Source organism: Legionella fallonii LLAP-10 (assembly GCF_000953135.1).
Classification (GTDB): Bacteria; Pseudomonadota; Gammaproteobacteria; order Legionellales; family Legionellaceae; genus Legionella; species Legionella fallonii.
The window spans coordinates 123,101-142,708 of the sequence record NZ_LN614827.1 but is presented as its reverse complement, the minus strand read 5'-3'; the positions used below and the strand labels follow the sequence as shown (position 1 = coordinate 142,708).

Below are 19,608 nucleotides of genomic sequence, written 5' to 3'. Positions count from 1 at the left end.
CCTGTGCAAGGAGTATGCGGTAAGTGTTTACGTATTAATGTTCAACTTTAGCCATTTTCGCATTTCCGATGAAAGTCGGTATCCATAAAACGTTTAAAAGCAATCAGATGTGTAATTGTTGCCAATTTTTTAAATAATCAACAATTATTTTTGCATCATCAGGCTTAAATGGTTTATAAAAATAACCTTCCATGCCTGCTGCAGCAGCTTTATGATAATACTCTGGCTCGCCATGAGAAGTAACCGCCATAATGGGCGTGTTTCTATTAATCTTGCTTTGTTTTTTTATCTGCATTGCCACTTCAAAGCCATCGGGTCCATCACCAAGGCCTATATCCATCAGAATAATATCGTAATGGGTCAACAAAGCTAGATTTAATGCAGATACACCATCAGATGCCGTATCAACAGTACACCCCTGTTTCATCATCTGTGTTTTAAGAACAACCTGAGCAATCATTGTGTCTTCAACAATGAGAATATGAGGTGCTCTGTGCATCAATATCTCCTTATGCCAAGCTTTTTTATTCGCCTATCGTGTCAAAATTGAAATATCTTGGGTTAAGTATAGCACCCTCAAGAATTGATCACCGCACGCTCTATCTTAAGGAAACCGTAATAATCATGGTGTATAATGCTTCCATTTAGCTCTAGTTGCATAAAAGGAAACAATATGACCCGTTTATTTCCAAATGATAATGAAAAGATAACGATAAAGCAAGGCCAAACAGGCGATTGCTATCTTCTAGCTGTGCTAGATTGTGTCTTTAGCACTGGAAAAGAAGGGCGCGATTTAATCCAATCAATGTTCACAGAAAATGCCGATGAAAGCGTCACATTACGTATTCCTCATAATAGCCACAGCCAATACCTTTTATTAAACAACATTAATGCTAAATATAAATATTTCCATAATACGGTTACTAATACTGATGAGATTACAATAAGTAAAACAGAACTGGAACGAATTGACAGAAATAGTACCGAGATTTCTCCTGGGCTTTATAAGCGAGGAGTTAGCTCTAATTCTCTTGCAGTGAAAATATTAGAGCACATTAGTTCTTATTACTTTGCTACAGCATGGAACCAACAGCATAGCATTATTGCTCATGACCAGAAGGAACGATATGAAGGCCATGAGGCGGCCGTTTTTGTGAGCGAATTATTAGGCATAGAAGGTAATTACACAAAAGATTATGACAAAATTATCAAATTAAAAGCCATCAATCCAGAGCAACCCCTCTATGTAGAAATGGACTATGGGACACCTGATGAATTTGGAAAAATACACGGTTACCATGCACTAAGAATTAAGCGTATCGAAAAAAAGAGTACCTCTTGCGACTTTATCTTAGTTAATCCCTGGGAGAATGAGAAAGAGGAGCGATTTAGTTTAGAAGAGATCAAAAAAAGACATTATAACTTCTGTGAACTCAATCTGGATACACCAAAGCGAGAACTGAATAAGGACATACTTAAATGTTCAGAAGCTCTTGGAGCGTATATTTATCGAACTCCTGCTTTAGTTACTGCATTACTTGCACAACGAAAAGCAGGATTTATTCAGCACTTGAAGAAAGACAATCTAGAGTCTTGTGCTCAAGTACATCAGCAACTCCCTTATTTTGATGCGCTGCTTAATGCATTAACACCTAGTGATCAAGACACGATGGTACGTCGTATGTTATCAGCAAAAGGCAGCAAACAAGAGTTTATTAAACAACTGTTAACCCGATTTCCACGTATTGAATTGCTCCAATTGATCTTGGAAAAAGAGCAAATGCACGAGCAACTCGGTGAAACTCTTATAAATTTAGTCAATACAGACCGTTGTATTGTGCCTAATATACTTAGCACCCAGGAGTTTTTTAACTTAGTGGTAGATAAGGCCATTCAACATAAAGCCGTACAACCTGGCGAGTCAGGAGCACTTTATGGGAAAAAAGGCGCTACAGAGTTTATTCAAAAAGGCTTAATCAATCATTTCTTCAATATACGCGGCCCAATGTTTGATCGAGTAACGCGAAATTCAGGGTTAAGAGCATTATGCGATGCTAATGTATTTACAAATGAGCACATCAAGTCCTGGATACAACCCGAATTACTTATGGCATCAGCAATAGCTCATGTAATCAATAATTTCACTTCACCAGCGTCAATAGAATATATTGTAAGCAACCGTCAAATAACAGCAAATGAAACCGTTCTAGATATGGTTCTGGAAAAAATAAGTGCCCAAGACTCTTACTTATCATTTGAAGGTCTAAAAAAATTAAGTACGGTGGATGCAGAATTAGCTAAAAAATTATTCCCGCTGCTTGCAGCAAAAATCGACCGTACTGCGGCAAACTCCTTTAAACGTTTGGCTCAAGAAGTAGCCAACCAAGGGTCTAGCGAATTTAAGGCTTGGTTTTCTCAAATGCAAAAAGAACTACTTCCAACTTCTGAAGAAGATTTAAGAAAACAACGCGATGCAGAGCAAACTATTCGTTTTTATGTTCAGCAAATCACCACTTATCCGGTACCGGCCAACAAACACACTCAACCTCAAGAAGTTGAAGCACAACGTGTGTCTCAACTCCGTGGAGTAAACGCACTCGTTTTAAATGACGCGCGGTTAGAAGAAGCAGAACAAATCCTCGGCTTTATCAGACATCCAGCAATCAAGAGCGCTCTTGAGGCTAAGTCTAAAATAATTAATGAAACTACTTTGAGGCAACTAGAAACCTTAAAAGAAGCAGAGCAAACCATCAGTCGTTTTATACGTAATATCAAAGACTTACCTTTAGTATTCACTAATCCCCATAGCATAGAAGAAGTGGAACAACAAAAACACGAATTATTAGAACGCTTACAACAATACAAGAACGGACTAAAAAATAACGGCGAGCTGACTACAGCACATCAAAATCTAGGTCTAGTGGATAAACCTCATACGGCAATAACATCTGCATTTACCCAAAGAGAAAATAAGATAGTGCAAGAAGCAAAACGATATGCAGATGCTATCGTGGCTAAAAAAGTAATCGAATTTTACGCAGCTAAAATCAATGATTTTCACGTCATAGTTAATAATGGGCACTCTCTTGTAGAAATTGCACAAATAGAAAAGGCTCAGTTGGATAAATTAGACGAATTAATCAAAGATAAGCAGGATCTACAAGAAGCTGAAGAAGTCTTTAACATAAACAATGGACAGCATCATTATAAAATTAATGAGGTACTGCGTAACAAACGAACGCTGATAATCCAAGAAGGGCAACGCCAATCTCTTCAACTGGCTCAAGAAAAGCAACGGGCAGAAGATAAAACAGAGCAAGCTATAGAAGCTCGTGTACGAAAAATCACTGCATTACCTATATCTTTTGAGCATAACCACACTCCTGACGCAGTCTCTATGCAACGACATAACTTACATAAGCAATTAGATGAAATCGTAAGTTTTGATGGCCAGGAAGAGGCGGACGGACTGCTAATCAATGAGCATCCTAAGGTGAAAAGCGCCATTTTCAATAAAAAAGAAGCTATTAATAGAGCAGCAGAACAACAGCATTCCAATGTGAAACGCAATGCTCAAGACATAGTCAACGAGTATGCTATCGCAATTTATGATGCTCCACTCCTTTCATTCCAACGATACCAAATGATTCAAGAAGTTGAGGAGGCACGAGATAGACAGGTTCGCCAACTCCATAATCAAGTAATGGGTCAAGCGAAGTTAAGACAGGCTCAACAGGTTTTAGGTCAAGATACGTTAACTTTGCCCCCAGAAATTAGAATAGCTCTTGATGCTAAGGTGCAATTAGTAGAAAAAGAAGCCAAAATGGCTAAACAGAAAATTGTGACGCGAAAAGAAGGAGATATTATCCTCACGCAAATTAACTTCACAGCCCAACTGGAAACCATAGAAAAAATGACTCTCGATTTAGAGGATAAGGCAAAAAGCGATGACAACTATCAAGAAGCCGCTGCTGCTGGTCGAGAACTTTATAATCAGCTATTACAAGCAAGAGAGCACTTATTAACTGCGGAACTACCCCAAAATAAAAATGTACGTCAGTTTAAAGACTCATGCATAAAAGCGATTGATAAAGCCAATCTTGTTTTAGAAGAGCACCGCGGCTGGAAACAAGTGCTGGCCGATCTGGCCGGTGTATTGTTATCTCTTGCAACCTTATTTACTGCTAACCTAGCTGCAGGTAGATGGAGATTATTCCAGACTCCAACTAACTCCGCCACAGTCACTCATGAGGTACAAGAAGTATTCCAAAGCATCACGGTTAGTGCTTAAGTGCTCCAATGTAGGTTGAGCCAAGGGCCAACCTACTCTGCTCTCAGCTAACAATTAAATAAATAACTTAAACTAAATAGCACTTCATTAGTGTACATATGCGTCAATCCCGGCCCATTAAGTAAAGAACCCGGATCAGGGCCAAGATAACTTTTCCCCCAATCAGCAAATTCATAGCCAACCCCTACTTGCCAGTGTGGAGTTAACATTGTTTGTATCCCTGCCCCCAAGGTATACGAAAAGGCAATGCTAGAACTGGCAGTAAAAAAATCTGGGGGGAACAGTGCCATGTTTATCGTGGTTGGCACATAGGCATGAGAACTATTAAATCCTGCCCCTAAACTGCCACTAATGTAAGGTTGTACCTGCTTATACCAGGTGCCTATGAGTTTTCCTTTAAGCTCTACGCGAGCATGATCGACCTTATAACTAAAAGTATTGACCTCTGGAACACCATTGATATCAATCACTCCAGTCGCTAAAGCATCCGTAGCGCCAGCGATACCAAGCCCTAACTCGCCGATTAAAAATCCAGGTGGAATAATATGTTGTAATCCAAAGAAAATCTCACCTGTCGCCAATACACCAGTTTTTGAATTATAGTTAAAATAATCAATATCAAGTGGAACTAGCGTAGGATTAGGATAAAGATATTGATTTTGCCCAGGATCAGCCCAAGCAGGGCCGCCACTAAGAGTGATAATTGATGACCATACTATTGGTAACTCGTCAGTACCAAAAACCATATCTGAGGCATGGACACTCGTATGAAGCAATGCCCCTAACCCCAAAACCCCCATTTTTTTTAACATATCTCATCCTTTTGACCTTAAATCTAAAACACAGCCCATGTACTTAATTAACGTGAGTTCGATATAAGAAATACGTTATTTTTTATATCGAACTGCTTTTATTTAGACCTAGTTCCCATAATAAATGGGTCGCACTTTATGGGATAATGTTCGTTTAGCGTCATAAAAGGCATTTCCATATCTTTTATGGCGCACTCATGTTAATTAGTTGATTTTATACCTTATTTAATGGTGCTTTTCTATGTAAATAACCTAAATTTCCATAGAAAAGTCAAATGATTCTCCTTTCTTCCATTTATTAACTCGAAAATAGAAAGCAAGGGGTATATAATCGGCCTATTTTGCACAATTAACGAGTTAATGAATGAATAATTCACTATGTGATATAGCCAACCTGATTCAAGGAGTGGTAGTAGGTGATGCCGCAACAACAATTTCTTCATTAGCACCTATTGATAATATTATCCCTGGTTCATTAGTTTTTGCCGAAGGAAATGACAATCTGCGATTGGCAGAAGCCTCCGAGGCAGCGGCCCTGTTAGTAAGCAGCAAAGTAGTTCAGTCTAATAAACCGCTAGTTCAAGTGGCGCATCCATTTAAAGCATTTATTCAACTGATGAACCATTTTAATCCCCCTAAAAAAGTAACGCCAGGAATACATCCTACCGCGGTGATTGGTGATAATGTGCAACTGGGTGAGGGGGTATTTATAGGCCCTTATGTGGTTATAGAATCAGGAAGTATTATTGGAAACCACAGTGTTCTTAAAAGTCATATTCATGTAGGGTATGATGTCATAATAGGAGAGCACTCAACCATTCACCCCCATGTTACTATTTATGATCATTGTCATATTGGTTCTAGAGTCATTATTCATGCCTCTACAGTGGTTGGCTCTGATGGATTTGGTTATACCTTTACTGATGGCCACCACCTCAAAGTCCCTCATGTAGGTCGTGTTGCTATCCACGATAATGTTGAAATTGGCGCCAATACAGCAATAGATAGAGCAACAATAGGTGAAACGGTTATAGGAGAAGGAACTAAAATTGATAATCTAGTTCAAATCGCTCACTCCGTAAAACTAGGAAAACATAATATCCTGTGTGCTTTTACCGGTATCGCCGGCAGTTCTACAAGTGGTAATAACGTCATTTTTGCCGCCAATGTTGGCATTAGTGATCATGTGCAAATAGATAATAATGTCATACTAGGAGCCCGGACAGGAGTTCCCCCGAACAAACATTTAAAAGAAGGAATGGTCTACTTAGGCAACCCGGCAAAACCTAAAGATATTGCTATAAAGCATGAATTATCTGTTAATCGCATCCCGCTGATACGCAAAAACATTAAAACACTTACAGAACAAGTTAATTCGCTAACAAAACAAATAGCGCAAATGGAAGAGGAATAAGCATGAAGGCACCTTTAGTTCTGGTTGATGGCTCTTCTTATTTTTTTCGGGCATTTCATGCTTTGCCTCCCCTAACAAACTCTAAAGGTCAACCCACTGGCGCAGTCTATGGGGTTGCCAACATGATTAAAAAGTTAATTAAAGAGTACCAACCAGAAGCCTTAGCCGTAGTTTTTGATACCAAAGGAAAAACATTTAGAGATGAATGGTATCCGGAATATAAAGCCCATAGACCACCGATGCCCCAGGAACTCAGTTCCCAATTTCAGCCTTTAATCCAAGTACTGCAAGCTATGGGCTTGCCTTTACTGATAATTGATGGAGTTGAGGCTGATGATGTGATTGGCACTCTAGCACGCCAGGCTACAGAACGGAGTATACCCGTTGTGATCTCAACAGGTGATAAAGATATGGCGCAATTAGTCAATGAGCATGTTTCGCTGATTAATACCATGAGTAATTCCAGTATGGATATTGCTGGTGTAAAAGAAAAGTTTGGCGTCAACCCAGAACAAATCATTGATTATCTCACCCTCATTGGCGATACCGTTGATAATGTCCCCGGAGTTACCAAATGTGGTCCCAAAACCGCAGTAAAATGGTTAACCGAATACCAAACCTTAGATAATTTATTACAAAATGCTGACACTATTGGCGGTAAAATAGGGGAATACCTGCGAGCAGCAATCCCTCAACTACCCCTATCAAAAAAACTGGTTACCATTAAAACCGACGTAGAGTTACCTTTGAGTTTTGATGAGTTAATACCCAAACCTGCTGATAATCAGCAACTAATTGAATTAACTCGAGAACTAGAATTTAAAAATTGGCTTAAGGAACTGCTAGGCCAAGAAAATCAAGTCGGCGCGCCTACGGAATCAGTTGAGTCACAACAAACAAACTACGAGTTGGTTACCAATAACCAGCAGTTGAATCAATGGCTCAGCAAGCTGGAACAATGCAGCATATTTTGTATTGATACAGAAACGACTAGCATCGATGTGATGGTAGCGGAATTAGTTGGCATCTCTTTGGCGATTGAGGAACACGAGGCGGTGTATATCCCTCTAATGCACACTGATAATAGCCCTCAGCTCGATCGAAATGAAGTGCTCACTGCCTTAAAACCTATTTTGGAAAATCCAGCAATAGGAAAAATCGGGCAAAATATTAAATATGATTATTGTATTTTTAAAAATTATGGCATCACTCTAAAAGGAGTGGACTATGACACGATGTTGGAATCCTATGTCTTAAATAGTAGTGCTGGACGTCACGACATGGATACTCTGGCATTAAAATATTTAGGCCATAAAACGATTAGTTATGAGGATGTGGCAGGAAAAGGAGCAAAACAGTTGCGCTTTGACCAAGTCTCTGTCGATAAAGCAGGAGTTTATGCGGCTGAAGATGCTGATATTACCTTGCAATTACATCATAAATTATATCCCATGATGGATGAGTCGCTACGCCGGGTTTTTAAAGAAATAGAAATGCCGCTGGTCACTGTTCTTGCTGATATGGAGCAACTTGGAGTATTAATCGATCCAGTAACCCTAAAAAAACACGGTACTCGATTAAAAGAGCGAACACAGGCGTTAGAGGAAGAGGCAGTGCAATTGGCAGGTAGACCCTTTAACTTGAACTCTCCTAAGCAATTACAGGAAATCTTATTTGATGAACAAAAACTACCTGTTATTGCCAAGACACCAACTGGCCAACCTTCTACAGCCGAAGCAGTATTACAAGAACTCGCTTTTGATTTCCGCTTGGCTGCAGTGATTTTAGAATACCGCAGTCTAACAAAATTAATATCGACTTATATTGATGCTTTGCCACAAAAAATTAATGCTAAAACCCATAGAGTGCATACCTCTTACAACCAAGCGGTTGCAGCAACAGGACGCTTATCTTCTAGTGAGCCTAATTTACAAAATATTCCTATCCGTAGTGAAGAGGGACGATTGATTCGTACCGCGTTTATCGCTCCTCAGGATTGGGTTATTCTGGCAGCAGATTATTCGCAAATTGAATTGCGTATCATGGCCCATCTATCACAAGATGAGAACTTGTTAAAAGCCTTTGCCAATGGCTGGGATATTCACGCGGCAACAGCCAGTGAAATTTTCCAAACAGCGCTTGATGAAGTTACTCATGAGCAACGAAGAAAAGCCAAAGCAATTAATTTTGGCTTGATTTATGGTATGTCCGCTTTTGGTCTGGCCAAGCAAATTAATGTAGAGCGCCAAGACGCGCAGCATTATATTGATACTTATTTTCATCGCTACCCCAAAGTACTGGAGTATATGGAAAATACCCGCAAGCAAGCTCATCAATTAGGCTATGTAGAAACTTTGTTTGGTAGACGCCTCTACTTACCAGAGATAAATGCTCGCAACATGATGAGACAAAAGGCAGCGGAGCGAACTGCAATTAATGCCCCAATGCAAGGAACAGCGGCAGATATTATCAAAAAAACCATGCTCGCCATTGCTCACTGGCAACGTTCGCAAAATAATCCTCAAGCGAAAATGATTATGCAAGTTCATGATGAATTAGTCTTTGAAGTCCATCAAGATGCTATAGAGTCGTCTAAAGAGATGATCCGCAATCTAATGGAAAACACCGTACAATTATCAGTACCCTTGCTTGTTTCTATCGGTGTTGGCCCTAATTGGGATGCAGCCCATTAATAGCTTATGATTTTTTTCTTTATCCATCGACTGCCGTCAACTTAAGTATGTGCAGCCCGGATTAGACGGAGTCGTAATCCGGGCTACGTTACCCAAGGCATTAGCTCATTTTAGAACGGGTTGAGAAAGCTCATCAACCTTAGCCAGTTTATCACCACACTCCCGTTTTCCTTGGCGCAGCAAGTCCTGCTGGCGTTGGTATTGTGGGGAGGGCTTGGTTCTTCGATCATAGGAAGGGGCGTTTTCTGGAGCAAACAAGGTTAAATTGTTACCGGACTCAAACGCAACCTTATAACTACGCTTACCTGAATTTTTCGTTTTCAGTATACTTTTAGGCTGACGACTCCCCTCATGATCCATTTTTTCAAACGAGACATCGCCTTTGTCACTCGACACCTCGTCATCGTCGCTGCTTTCATAATTCTGGCGGGGTTCTTCAACCACAGAGTATTTCAAGTGCGGTGATAATGCCGCTGGTGCCGGTGATGCTGGTGTTTGAGGTATCTCTGGAACCTGTCCTTTTAAAAATTGCTGCATCTCATCATAGAACGAAACATGTTCTGGCGACCGATCCCTTTCATTTATTAATCGAAGAGGATTGGCTTGATGACGACGCCTAAGCTCTAGCTGAGCTCGCTTTATTTTATTTCTCGCATCCTGTTTCTTCTCCTCATTATCCCAGCTCATATCTAAAATCGCCATTTTGAATTTTCGCAGTGCATCCAGATACTCGTCTTGATTATATTTTATAATGGCATAGTCATAACACGCTGGGCCACAACCACGTTCAACAGCCATTTGAAAAAAACTGTTGGCAATGGCAGTCGAATTAAAGTCTTTATGAAGTGTTAATTTCTGCAAATTTAGATTTGCAGAAATGTCATATAAAATTTGACCATAACAGGGAAAATTATTTTTCAAATAAGCTTTGATAGAAATAGTCTCTTTTAATTCTTCATGTTTTCTTATATAACGCTCATACAGAGAAACTACCTCATGGACAAAGGCAGGATATAACTTATTATCCTTACTAAAATTAGTCGTCAATTCGCTGTACGCTTCTTGTTGCCACTCGCGTGGGCCATGCAGCACAACCTGGCTTAGTTGAGAACTATTGCCACGGACACGCTGAGAAATCATATAATGCATGTTTTCAAGTGAATATCGCTCCGCTGTATTCAAGGGTTGAGTGTTCAAATACTCGGACAAAAATGCTCTTATTTCAAATAGCTCCGGCAACGAGAGTAAATCGGATGATTTTAACAATAAGGCATAACAGGACCACGCTTGGGGATATTCTTTGACTAAGTGATAAGTACGAGCCGCATTTAATAAAATTTGCTTAGGCTGAATAACGGAATTATTTACTATCAATTCCGGATGGCTATCCAAAAACTTCCAACAAGCCATGTAGGCTGATGCTGCTTCAGCAAAATCTTTTTTCGTAAACAACTCATCTGCTTTTGCAATTTCTACTTTCAACAATTTCATAAGATGAGGGATACTCCAAGCAAGATGATTTTGGTAGTTTTCTTGACATGTGGATAGTAACGCTAAATCACCATAAGCCGTATCTTCTAGTTCTTCTAAATAGGCCACTCTAATGGATTGAGCTGTCTCATAATGTAAAATTGCTTTTGAAACTAAAATCTCTCTTTCTCTACGCTTATTCAAACCTTGGTAATGCCCTATCATTACATGGTAATAAAAAGCAAAATAATAGTTAATCAAACTCAACAATTTTTGCTGCTCACGATTCAACTCTGCGGCAGCGCTCACGTAATTAGCTTTTAACTGTTCGTCATCTGCAATAACGGACGACTCCCCAATCAGTGATTTTCTTTTTTCTTTTAATTTTGATTTAACAATTTCAATTTTAGATAATAAATCTCTATGATTTTTTGAGCATAATATTTCTTCATATTGAATTCTCAATTCAAGCAACTCCAACTCTTCCGTTGGGATACCTGTTATTGTTGTTTTGCGATGAATAAATTTAACCAGTGTATGCAAGTTTTTTACCTTATCTACTACTTCAATACGCTGTGAGTTGGCAGCTAATAATCTTTTGATTTCGTTATAACAAGCTAAAAATACATGACTCTTTTTAACTGATTCACTTTCATTATAAAGGCTATTTTCATCAAGAATCGCCAATAATATAGACTGCAATATCCCTTCCACTAAAGTGGCAGTGCCCTCTGCGCAATTGCTATAGTCCATTTTCGCCAAGCGCTCTAACTCGTCATCAATATCTTTTTGCAATTGTTTGGATGCCTGATTTAATTCCGCATCGACTAAGTTGGTCGCTGGGCCATACTCTATTACTGTTTGTCTAACCCTCGCTAAATGTTCAAAAACGGCATATTTTCCTGCTATCGAATCCGTCTCTCTCATTTCAAACTCTAAACTGTACGCATATGCTGTGGCTAATTTAGCGTATAATTCGATAAATAAGTCATGTGACCAAATATCACGATTAATTTCAGTTTTCTTGTCAAATGAAATAGAAATACGAGACATGACGGTCAAAAGGCTTTTCTGATACTCCGCATAATTATCCTGGTTAATATGTTCAATACATTGCTCTACTTGGTTCAAGCAATCACGAATTAATGCGCCGACAGTTAAATCTAAATTCTTTTTTTTGATTAAATCTAATAAAATATTTATTGAATTTGCCGCATCCGTGTTGCCATCGAGTATAGTGCTTGCCGTACTCATGGTGGGGACGTCTGTTAGTGTCCAGGAGACACAATTAATATATTTATCCGTTTCGATTGCTTTTTTTAATTCCAATAACCGTTCTGCGACGTCAACATCATTTCTTGATATTAATAACTGGTATAAGGACAAATAATACAGACAAGCCACTTGTACACTTAGCTCATCAAATTGTTGATTATCTTGTGGTCCACCCCAAATATCATCAAATTGTTTAAAACTTAATTCAATAGATGAATAGGCCTCAGCCCTGTGCAGCAACTGCATATTGGTTACTGTGGATCTTAGATACAAAAGTTGATCTTCAAAGGGGAGATTATGTATGCTCATGAAATGTACCACTGAGTTAGTTTGTAGACAGCAATCATTATACGATGTGCACTTTTTGAGATCAACAGTGAGTTTGTCTTTCATTTCATTATGGTGGACTAACAACAATAGAATCGAGCGCGTGTGGAGGCAGTAGGTCGGCTCCCGTAAGCCAGCGAAATTAAAATAGAAGTACCAATTCATTACCGCTCTCAGCGGGTAATGTTGATTGAATTAAAAGAAGCTATTTTAATTCCCCCCCCCAATAGCAGCATTAATTTTCCAAAAATGCTTTATTCCATTACCTATCTGTCGCTGCTATTATGTAATGACACACCCATCATTAATAAGCCATAGAATATAAAACATGAAAAATATCCATAAATTATTTTACACCGTATTATTAACCTGTGCTGCCTTTTCAACAACCAACGCGTGCACGAGAGCGCTTTATCACGGCACGGAGAATACCGTCATCACAGGACGTTCCATGGATTGGGATGACTTCAATGCTCCAAACCTTTGGGTATTTCCTCGAGGCATCAAACGCTCCGGTCAGGCAGGCGATAACCCAGTGAACTGGACAGCAAAATATGGCTCTGTTGTCACCAGTATGTATGAGCTTGCGAGCGTAGATGGCATGAATGAGAAAGGCCTTGTCATGAACCTTCTCTACTTGGCTGAATCAGATTACGGAACAGCCTCACCCGGTATGCCTTCAATCTCAATTAGTTTGTGGGGACAGTATGCTTTGGATAGTTTTGCCACGGTAGCTGAAGCGGTTGATGCTTTGCAGACGAAACCATTGCATGTTCAATCATTCAATTTACCAAATAATAGGCCTGCAACAGCTCATCTTTCTTTATCAGACAGCTCAGGTGATTCTGCAATTTTTGAGTATATTGGCGGAAAACTAGTTGTTCATCATGGACCACAATATACAGTAATGACGAATTCACCTATTTACTCAAAGCAGCTAGCCCTAGACGAATACTGGCAGTCAATCGGCGGCACCGTATTTTTGCCTGGTACAGACCGCGCCGCGGATCGTTTTGCCCGAACCCAGTTCTACATTAATGTTATTCCCAAACAGAGTGATCAAAATCTTATAAAAGGGGTTCCAGACCAAAGATTTCAGTACCAAGCGATTGCTAGTGTTCTTTCAGTTATACGCGCTGTATCCGTTCCAATGGGTATTACTACACCTAATCAGCCCAATATCGCAACAACATTATGGCGTACTATAGCCGATCAAAAAAATCTGACCTATTATTATGACTCAGCTACAGCACCTAATACATTCTGGCTGTCATTTGCCAAGCTAAATTTTAAGGAAGGTTCTCCCGTGCTTAAATTAGCATTGGATAAAGGCCAAGTTTATGCTGGTGAAGTTAGCAGAGAACTAAAGCCTGCTGAACCGTTTAAATTTCATTAAGGGTTGTAGTACTTGGCTTGTGTGGGTTGCCTTCCGCAAGCCAGTTTAGCAATCATTGATGCTTGTCAATTATTTTTAGGTTGCATTCACACTAATTAAACCTGCATTGGCTTGATTGTCGGCAAAAGCAGCATTTTGTCCGCTCATGAATTCGTCAAAATAATAAGCCCACGTCTTACATATGAGTTCTCTACCGACAACTTTAGTCCAAATATTATATTCATTGAGAAGTCTATTATGTCGCATAAAAGCTGATGCAAAATCCTCTCGCATAGTGTCAGAATCGGACCATGCAATAATAGGAAGATAAGGATTTTTTTGTAATAAGGTCTCGGTTAGTTCAGGACCATTGCAGTATGGCTTATCCGTAGCGCCTAAATCACCATCAATGATGACTATATCAGGCAAACTATTATTGACAGAAGACATAGCCGCTTGGCTGTCATGAACTATAGTCACCATGACTGATGTAACTTCTGACTCTAATAAACGACGTAAACAAAATGCATTAAAAGCACTGTCTTCGACAATTAATACTCGCATCTCAGCTCCCTGTTACTTACAACTAAAAGTATAAAGGGAAAAGCTTAAGAAAAACTTAAGGAATAAGTTAATTCTATAGAATTTTTTTTATCCTTTTCTTAGACTGCGTACGCTTAACACATTGATCTTATTTGTATCATTATGATCGAAAAAATTTCATAGCCATTCACTATTTCTAGCTATTGGACTCTGCCTGCATAGTGTAACCTGATTGGTTTGCCAACAGCGGGGTTACCTATGTGATGAGTAATCGTTTATGGCGCGCACGATAATATCGGGCAATTTGTTGCCAGGTAGGTGTAAGGCCTTAGCTTGTGCTCTAGATATCTATATCATGCGGTAATATACGCCTATTGGCACGAAAATAAGTAATAGGAGAATACTCGAGAAAATCCGATAATTTTTCCATATAAATACAGGCAAAGCGTTCTACCTGATGGGCAAAGTAACTTTCCTCTGCCCCTGCACGAAAGACTCTTTCCCATTTGGGATTATAAAAACTACTCTGCTCTTGTAATAATTTAGAAATCTGTAAATCTAAGGTGGAAATTTGCAATTGTAACTCTTGAATCTCTTTAGCATATTGTTTTGAGTTTTCATCAATACTTTGTGTACGTAAAGAAACGTATTGCTCTTCAAGTTTCTTTTTCAAGTGCATTGCTTCAATAATTTTTTTCTCTACAGGCAAAGCCTTTAACTGAGCAGCGATCTCTGCTCCTAACTCTTCAACCACTAAGGCGGTGCGCCAATTACAATCTTTTTTCAATCGTAAAATGTCACCATAAATATGGTCCCCAATATAGAGAATCTCATCACCACGGACCTGTAAGTTTTCCGTGAATTTTTTTGCATTGCCTCCTTGATAAACACCTGGTTTGAGTTCACTTTCAATATTGGTCATAGCGCCATTATCGGGATTGACCAATAGAAACCGCAAATTATCATAAAAGAAACGGGGTTTATTAGCCAAAGTGATAACATACTCAAACAAACTCTGCCACGTCTCGCCATCGTTTAAATAAGGATTAATGGCATAATCCAATAGCAGTTTAGTGTAAGAATAATCCGAATTGGTGAGAATAAAAATCTTTTTGCCATAGCGAATAAAATGCTTTAATCCATCAACAACAGCTTTTTCTTTTAAGACGTACTTTTTTAAATCTTTACTAATAATACCTTTTAAACTGCCATCAGAATGTACCTTATCTACACAATACTGCACGTCTTTGGCTATGGTTTGGTAATTAGGCATTTCATGAGCAGGTAACTCATCTTTCAAATCAACTAACTGACTGTATAAAACACAAAATGCAATGGAAAAAGAAGTATCTATGGGCATATAGTTAGGATCTCCTAAATCAACATAAATACTTCTATAGATCTCTTGTTGCTCGGAAAAACTAATCTGCTTTGTGCCGTGATAACTTTGTCTAATTGCTCCATAACGGCTGAGCTTTAAAATATTGCCATTATTACAATCTATCACTAGGCCACGAATGGCATCATGATAATTAAACGTCAGTTTTCTGATCGCATCAGGATAATGTTTTATTTCCACCAAACGTTCTTTGACTAATTGATAAACCAGAGATTCAAAATTTTCTGAATTATAGCGAATTAAGGTATGGTCCATGTCGAGACCAATCAACTTAATTTTTCTCATATTTAAAATACGATTTACAAATACTCTATGTCTATCCATTATGTCTATTAACCTTTATTAAATACGAGCCATCAATTTATTTTCTGTGATTGAATTCACGTTATTTTAGATGACGTACCCCATCAGCAGACGCAACTAAGACCGTATCAGCTACTCTATGAGCAAATAATCCATTATCAACTACGCCAGTAATTGCCTTCATGCGCTCTTCTAAGCTTTGCGGCATGTCAATTGATAAATTATAAACGTCTAAAATAATATTACCATTATCAGTGACAAAACCCTCTCTATACTCTGGATCGCCGCCGAGCCTCACTATTTGCCTGGCGACATAACTTCGCGCCATAGGGATTACTTCAACTGCTACAGGAAATTTTCCTAACTGGGTGACTACCTTTGACTCATCAACGATACAAATAAATTGTTTAGCCACCGAAGCAACAATTTTTTCTCGCGTTAGAGCGCCGCCGCCTCCCTTAATCATTTCACCGTATTGATTCACCTCATCGGCCCCGTCAATATATACAGGTAATTCACTTACTGAGTTTAAATCAATTACCGGAATCCCGGCAGCGCGAAGTAAGGCTTCTGTTGCTTTTGAACTGGATACACAAGCGTCGATTCGGTGTTTGATTGTTGCCAGCTCTTTGATAAAGAAATTAACGGTAGAACCTGTTCCTACGCCGATTACCATATCGTCTTCTACATAAGCTAGAGCCGCTTGTGCTGCTTTAATTTTTAACTCGCTCATTGAACACCTCTTTGCCTAATGACTTCATACAAAGAAACACCAGTAGCGACTGAAACATTTAAACTTTCGACAGTCCCTTGCATAGGTAAAGAAAATAAACCATCACAATGTTCGCGGGTTAATCGCCTCAATCCTTCTCCTTCCGCTCCCATAACTAATGCTACAGTGCCAGAACAATCTATTTGGTAAAGGGAATGCTCTGCCTCACCAGCAGCTCCATAGATCCAAACGCCCTGTTCTTTTAAAACTTCCATCGCTCTAACCAGGTTGGTCACTCGAACCAAAGGCACTGATTCCGCGGCGCCACATGCTACTTTACTCACCACTGGAGTAACACTGGCGCTTTTATCCTTAGGAATCAGGACAAAGTCAACGCCAGTAGCATCTGCCGAGCGCAAACACGCACCTAAGTTATGAGGATCGGTAACGCCATCCAAGATTAAGATCAACCCCGGCTTTTTAGCAGAGTCTAGTAGGGAAATTAAATCTGACTCGCCATAATTAGGTAAGGGGATCGCACTGGCAACCACTCCTTGGTGAGTGAAATCGGCAAAGCGCTGGTTCATGTTTTGCGAACTTAATTTTTCAATGGGAATCCGCGCATTCTCTGCTTTAATTAATACATCCTGTAGTCGTTTATCAAGCCGATCTTGGCTGATATAGAGTTTATTGATTATCCGATGGGGATTGGCGAATAAAGCGCAAACGGCATGCACCCCATATATAAACTGCTCACTCATTACTTAGTTCTTCCTCTACAGGCTCAAAATCTATTTTGCGCTCATCCAAATCAACGCGAGCGACTAAGACGGTCATGCGATCTCCTAAGCCATACACATGTCCGCCACGTGCACCAATTAGTCGATGTTTTACTGCATCGTAATTATAATAATCATTCTTTAACGAAGTAACATGGACTAAACCTTCGACATAAATCTCATCTAACTCAACAAAAATTCCGAAGCTGGTCACCGCAGAAATCCGGCCACCAAAGACTTGTCCCAGTTTATCTTGCATGTACTCACATTTAAGCCAGGTCACTACTTCGCGAGTTGCTTCATCGGCACGTCGCTCGGTCATAGAAGAGTGCTTACCTAGACGATTCATATCATCATGAGAGTAACTAAACTCATGTACTGGATGCTTGTCCAACAAGTGACCTATAGCTCTATGGATTAGTAAATCAGGGAAACGTCTGATGGGTGAGGTAAAATGCGTATATACCGAATAAGCCAAACCGAAATGTCCTTCATTCGCTTCAATATATTGTGCTTGCTTCAAAGAACGCAACATGACTGTTTCAATTAAATGGCGTTCTGGCCTGTCGCCGATAGTACTCATAGTACGTTGAAAATCTTTAGGTGTTGGCTTCTTACCGCCCCCCAACGTTAAGCCCAACTCTCCTAAGAATTGTCTTAAAGCCGTAATTTTATCTTCCTCAGGTGCCGCATGCACGCGATATAAGGTAGGGATATCAGCTTTTTCCAAGAAGCGTGCGGTAGCGACATTTGCGGCCAACATACATTCTTCAATCAATTTGTGCGCATCATTACGGATCACGGGGACAATACATTTGATTTTTTTATTTTCGTCAAATTCTATACGCGTTTCGGTTGTCTCAAAATCCATAGCGCCACGAACCTTACGCGTCATTAATAATACATGATAGAGATCATAAAGAGCTTGCAAGGTGGGCCATAAAGATTGATATTGTTTATCCGTATTCCCCTGCTCCAGCCACAAGCCCACTTGAGTGTAGGTTAAGCGCGCATGGGAATGGATCACTGCCCTATAAAAACGAGAGCGTGATATTTTTCCATCGGCACTAATGGACATTTCTGCAACCATACATAATCTATCTACCTGAGGATTAAGCGAGCAAACCCCATTGGACAATGCTTCTGGAAGCATGGGCACAACCTTACCAGGAAAATAGACCGAATTTCCTCGTCGTGCCGCCTCTTTATCGAGGGCAGAATCTTGAGCAACATAATGACTCACATCGGCTATAGCGACATAAAGCTGAAAACCACCTTTAGGTTTTTTATAACAATAAACGGCGTCATCAAAGTCTTTGGCATCGTCACCATCAATAGTAACAAAAGGATAAGAACGCAAATCAGTGCGACCTTTCAATTGCTCCGCAGTTATTTGTTGTGGAATTTTAGCGACTTCAGCAGAAACATCATCCGGCCACTCGAATGGAATGCCATAAGAATAAAGAGCCACTTGAATTTCCATGCCTGGAGCCATATGCTCACCAAGAATATGAATGACTTTACCTATGGCTTGGGCACGTTTGTTGGGATAGGCAATTAGCTCAACCAATACAATTTGGCCATTCTTAGCATTACCAACAAACTCGGAGGGAATGGAAATATCTTGGGTTAAACGCTTACTATCGGGCAAAACAAAACTCACCCCATGGTCGGTGAAAAATCGTCCGACAACCGTTGCATTGGCATGCTCAACAACTTCATGGATTTTTCCTTCGGGCCTACCACGTCTATCAACCCCAACCTGATAGGCTAAAACGACGTCACCATGCATGACTGCCCGCATCTCTTTAGCAGACAGAACCATATCATCGCCACCTTCATCGGGAATAAAGAAACCAAACCCGTCAGGATGGCCTTGCACAGTGCCACGAAGTAAATTTATTTTTTGTAATAGACAAAAGCGCCCGCGCCTGTCCTGCATAAGCTGTCCATCACGCAACATCGCTTTTAAGCGAAAACCCAAAGTTTCTTGTTTGCTTTCTGATTGCAAATGCAATTTATCAAACAGTTGGTTACGTGTCATTGGCCGTCCATACTCATTCAAAACATCCATTATGAATTCACGACTCGGTATAGGATCGGCGTACTTTTCACTTTCCCGTTTATAAAAGGGATCTTTTGATTTTTTATTCACCTTCCACCATTTTTATATGTTTTATTATCATTATTAGGATCCATTTACAATTATTAGTCT

12 protein-coding genes are annotated in these 19,608 nt (G+C 39.7%); 4 read left to right on the top strand and 8 right to left on the bottom strand.

Translation table 11 applies throughout. The annotated features are described in order from the left end of the window. Positions 1-103: 103 nt before the first annotated feature. Positions 104-499 carry a response regulator gene (locus LFA_RS00555; RefSeq protein ID WP_045094463.1) on the bottom strand — a complete coding sequence of 132 codons (396 nt, stop codon included), beginning with the start codon at positions 497-499 and terminating at the stop codon, positions 104-106. A 174-nt stretch (positions 500-673) separates the two neighbouring features. Between LFA_RS00555 and LFA_RS00550 the strand changes: the two genes are divergently transcribed. Further along, positions 674-4,291 (top strand): sbcc family protein, encoded by a 3,618-nt coding sequence (locus LFA_RS00550; protein WP_045094462.1) that lies wholly within the window; start codon positions 674-676, stop codon positions 4,289-4,291. A gap of 47 nt (positions 4,292-4,338) precedes the next feature. Here the strand turns inward: LFA_RS00550 and LFA_RS00545 are convergent, their stop codons facing one another. Then, complete coding sequence (locus tag LFA_RS00545; protein WP_045094461.1) at positions 4,339-5,103, bottom strand: outer membrane protein; 765 nt, start codon at positions 5,101-5,103, stop codon at positions 4,339-4,341. Positions 5,104-5,467: 364 nt separating this feature from the next. On the opposite strand from LFA_RS00545, the gene lpxD reads away from it, so the two are divergent. Beyond that, positions 5,468-6,517 carry a UDP-3-O-(3-hydroxymyristoyl)glucosamine N-acyltransferase gene (gene lpxD, locus LFA_RS00540; RefSeq protein ID WP_045094460.1) on the top strand — a complete coding sequence of 350 codons (1,050 nt, stop codon included), beginning with the start codon at positions 5,468-5,470 and terminating at the stop codon, positions 6,515-6,517. Between the two features lie 2 nt (positions 6,518-6,519). Beyond that, on the top strand, positions 6,520-9,210 hold the full coding sequence (polA, locus tag LFA_RS00535; protein WP_045094459.1) for a DNA polymerase I: 2,691 nt from the start codon (positions 6,520-6,522) through the stop codon (positions 9,208-9,210). 105 nt (positions 9,211-9,315) lie between these two features. On the opposite strand, the gene LFA_RS00530 is transcribed toward polA, so the two are convergent. After that, positions 9,316-12,264, bottom strand: coding sequence for a hypothetical protein (locus tag LFA_RS00530; protein ID WP_045094458.1), 2,949 nt, complete (start codon positions 12,262-12,264; stop codon positions 9,316-9,318). A gap of 346 nt (positions 12,265-12,610) precedes the next feature. Here LFA_RS00530 and LFA_RS00525 point away from each other — a divergent pair, with 346 nt between their 5' ends. After that, the gene (locus LFA_RS00525) at positions 12,611-13,678 is read left to right on the top strand and encodes a linear amide C-N hydrolase (protein WP_052673794.1); all 1,068 of its coding nucleotides are present in this window, start codon (positions 12,611-12,613) and stop codon (positions 13,676-13,678) included. A gap of 75 nt (positions 13,679-13,753) precedes the next feature. Here the strand turns inward: LFA_RS00525 and LFA_RS00520 are convergent, their stop codons facing one another. The 5 genes from LFA_RS00520 to rnr all read right to left on the bottom strand — a co-directional run bounded on the left by LFA_RS00520 (position 13,754) and on the right by rnr (position 19,548). After that, positions 13,754-14,221, bottom strand: a complete 468-nt coding sequence (locus tag LFA_RS00520) for a response regulator (protein WP_045094457.1) — start codon at positions 14,219-14,221, stop codon at positions 13,754-13,756. Positions 14,222-14,540: 319 nt separating this feature from the next. After that, a complete protein-coding gene (locus LFA_RS00515; protein ID WP_045094456.1) occupies positions 14,541-15,923 on the bottom strand; it encodes an HAD-IG family 5'-nucleotidase in 1,383 nt (460 codons plus the stop codon). Positions 15,924-15,984: 61 nt separating this feature from the next. Continuing rightward, a complete protein-coding gene (gene rpiA, locus LFA_RS00510) occupies positions 15,985-16,635 on the bottom strand; it encodes a ribose-5-phosphate isomerase RpiA (protein ID WP_045094455.1) in 651 nt (216 codons plus the stop codon). Beyond that, positions 16,632-17,375 carry a 23S rRNA (guanosine(2251)-2'-O)-methyltransferase RlmB gene (gene rlmB, locus LFA_RS00505; protein ID WP_045094454.1) on the bottom strand — a complete coding sequence of 248 codons (744 nt, stop codon included), beginning with the start codon at positions 17,373-17,375 and terminating at the stop codon, positions 16,632-16,634. The genes rpiA and rlmB overlap by 4 nt, the downstream gene beginning before the upstream one ends. Continuing rightward, positions 17,368-19,548: a ribonuclease R gene (gene rnr / locus LFA_RS00500; RefSeq protein ID WP_045094453.1), complete on the bottom strand. Its 2,181-nt coding sequence runs from the start codon at positions 19,546-19,548 to the stop codon at positions 17,368-17,370. Before rnr ends, rlmB begins: the two co-directional genes overlap by 8 nt. Positions 19,549-19,608 lie beyond the last annotated feature (60 nt).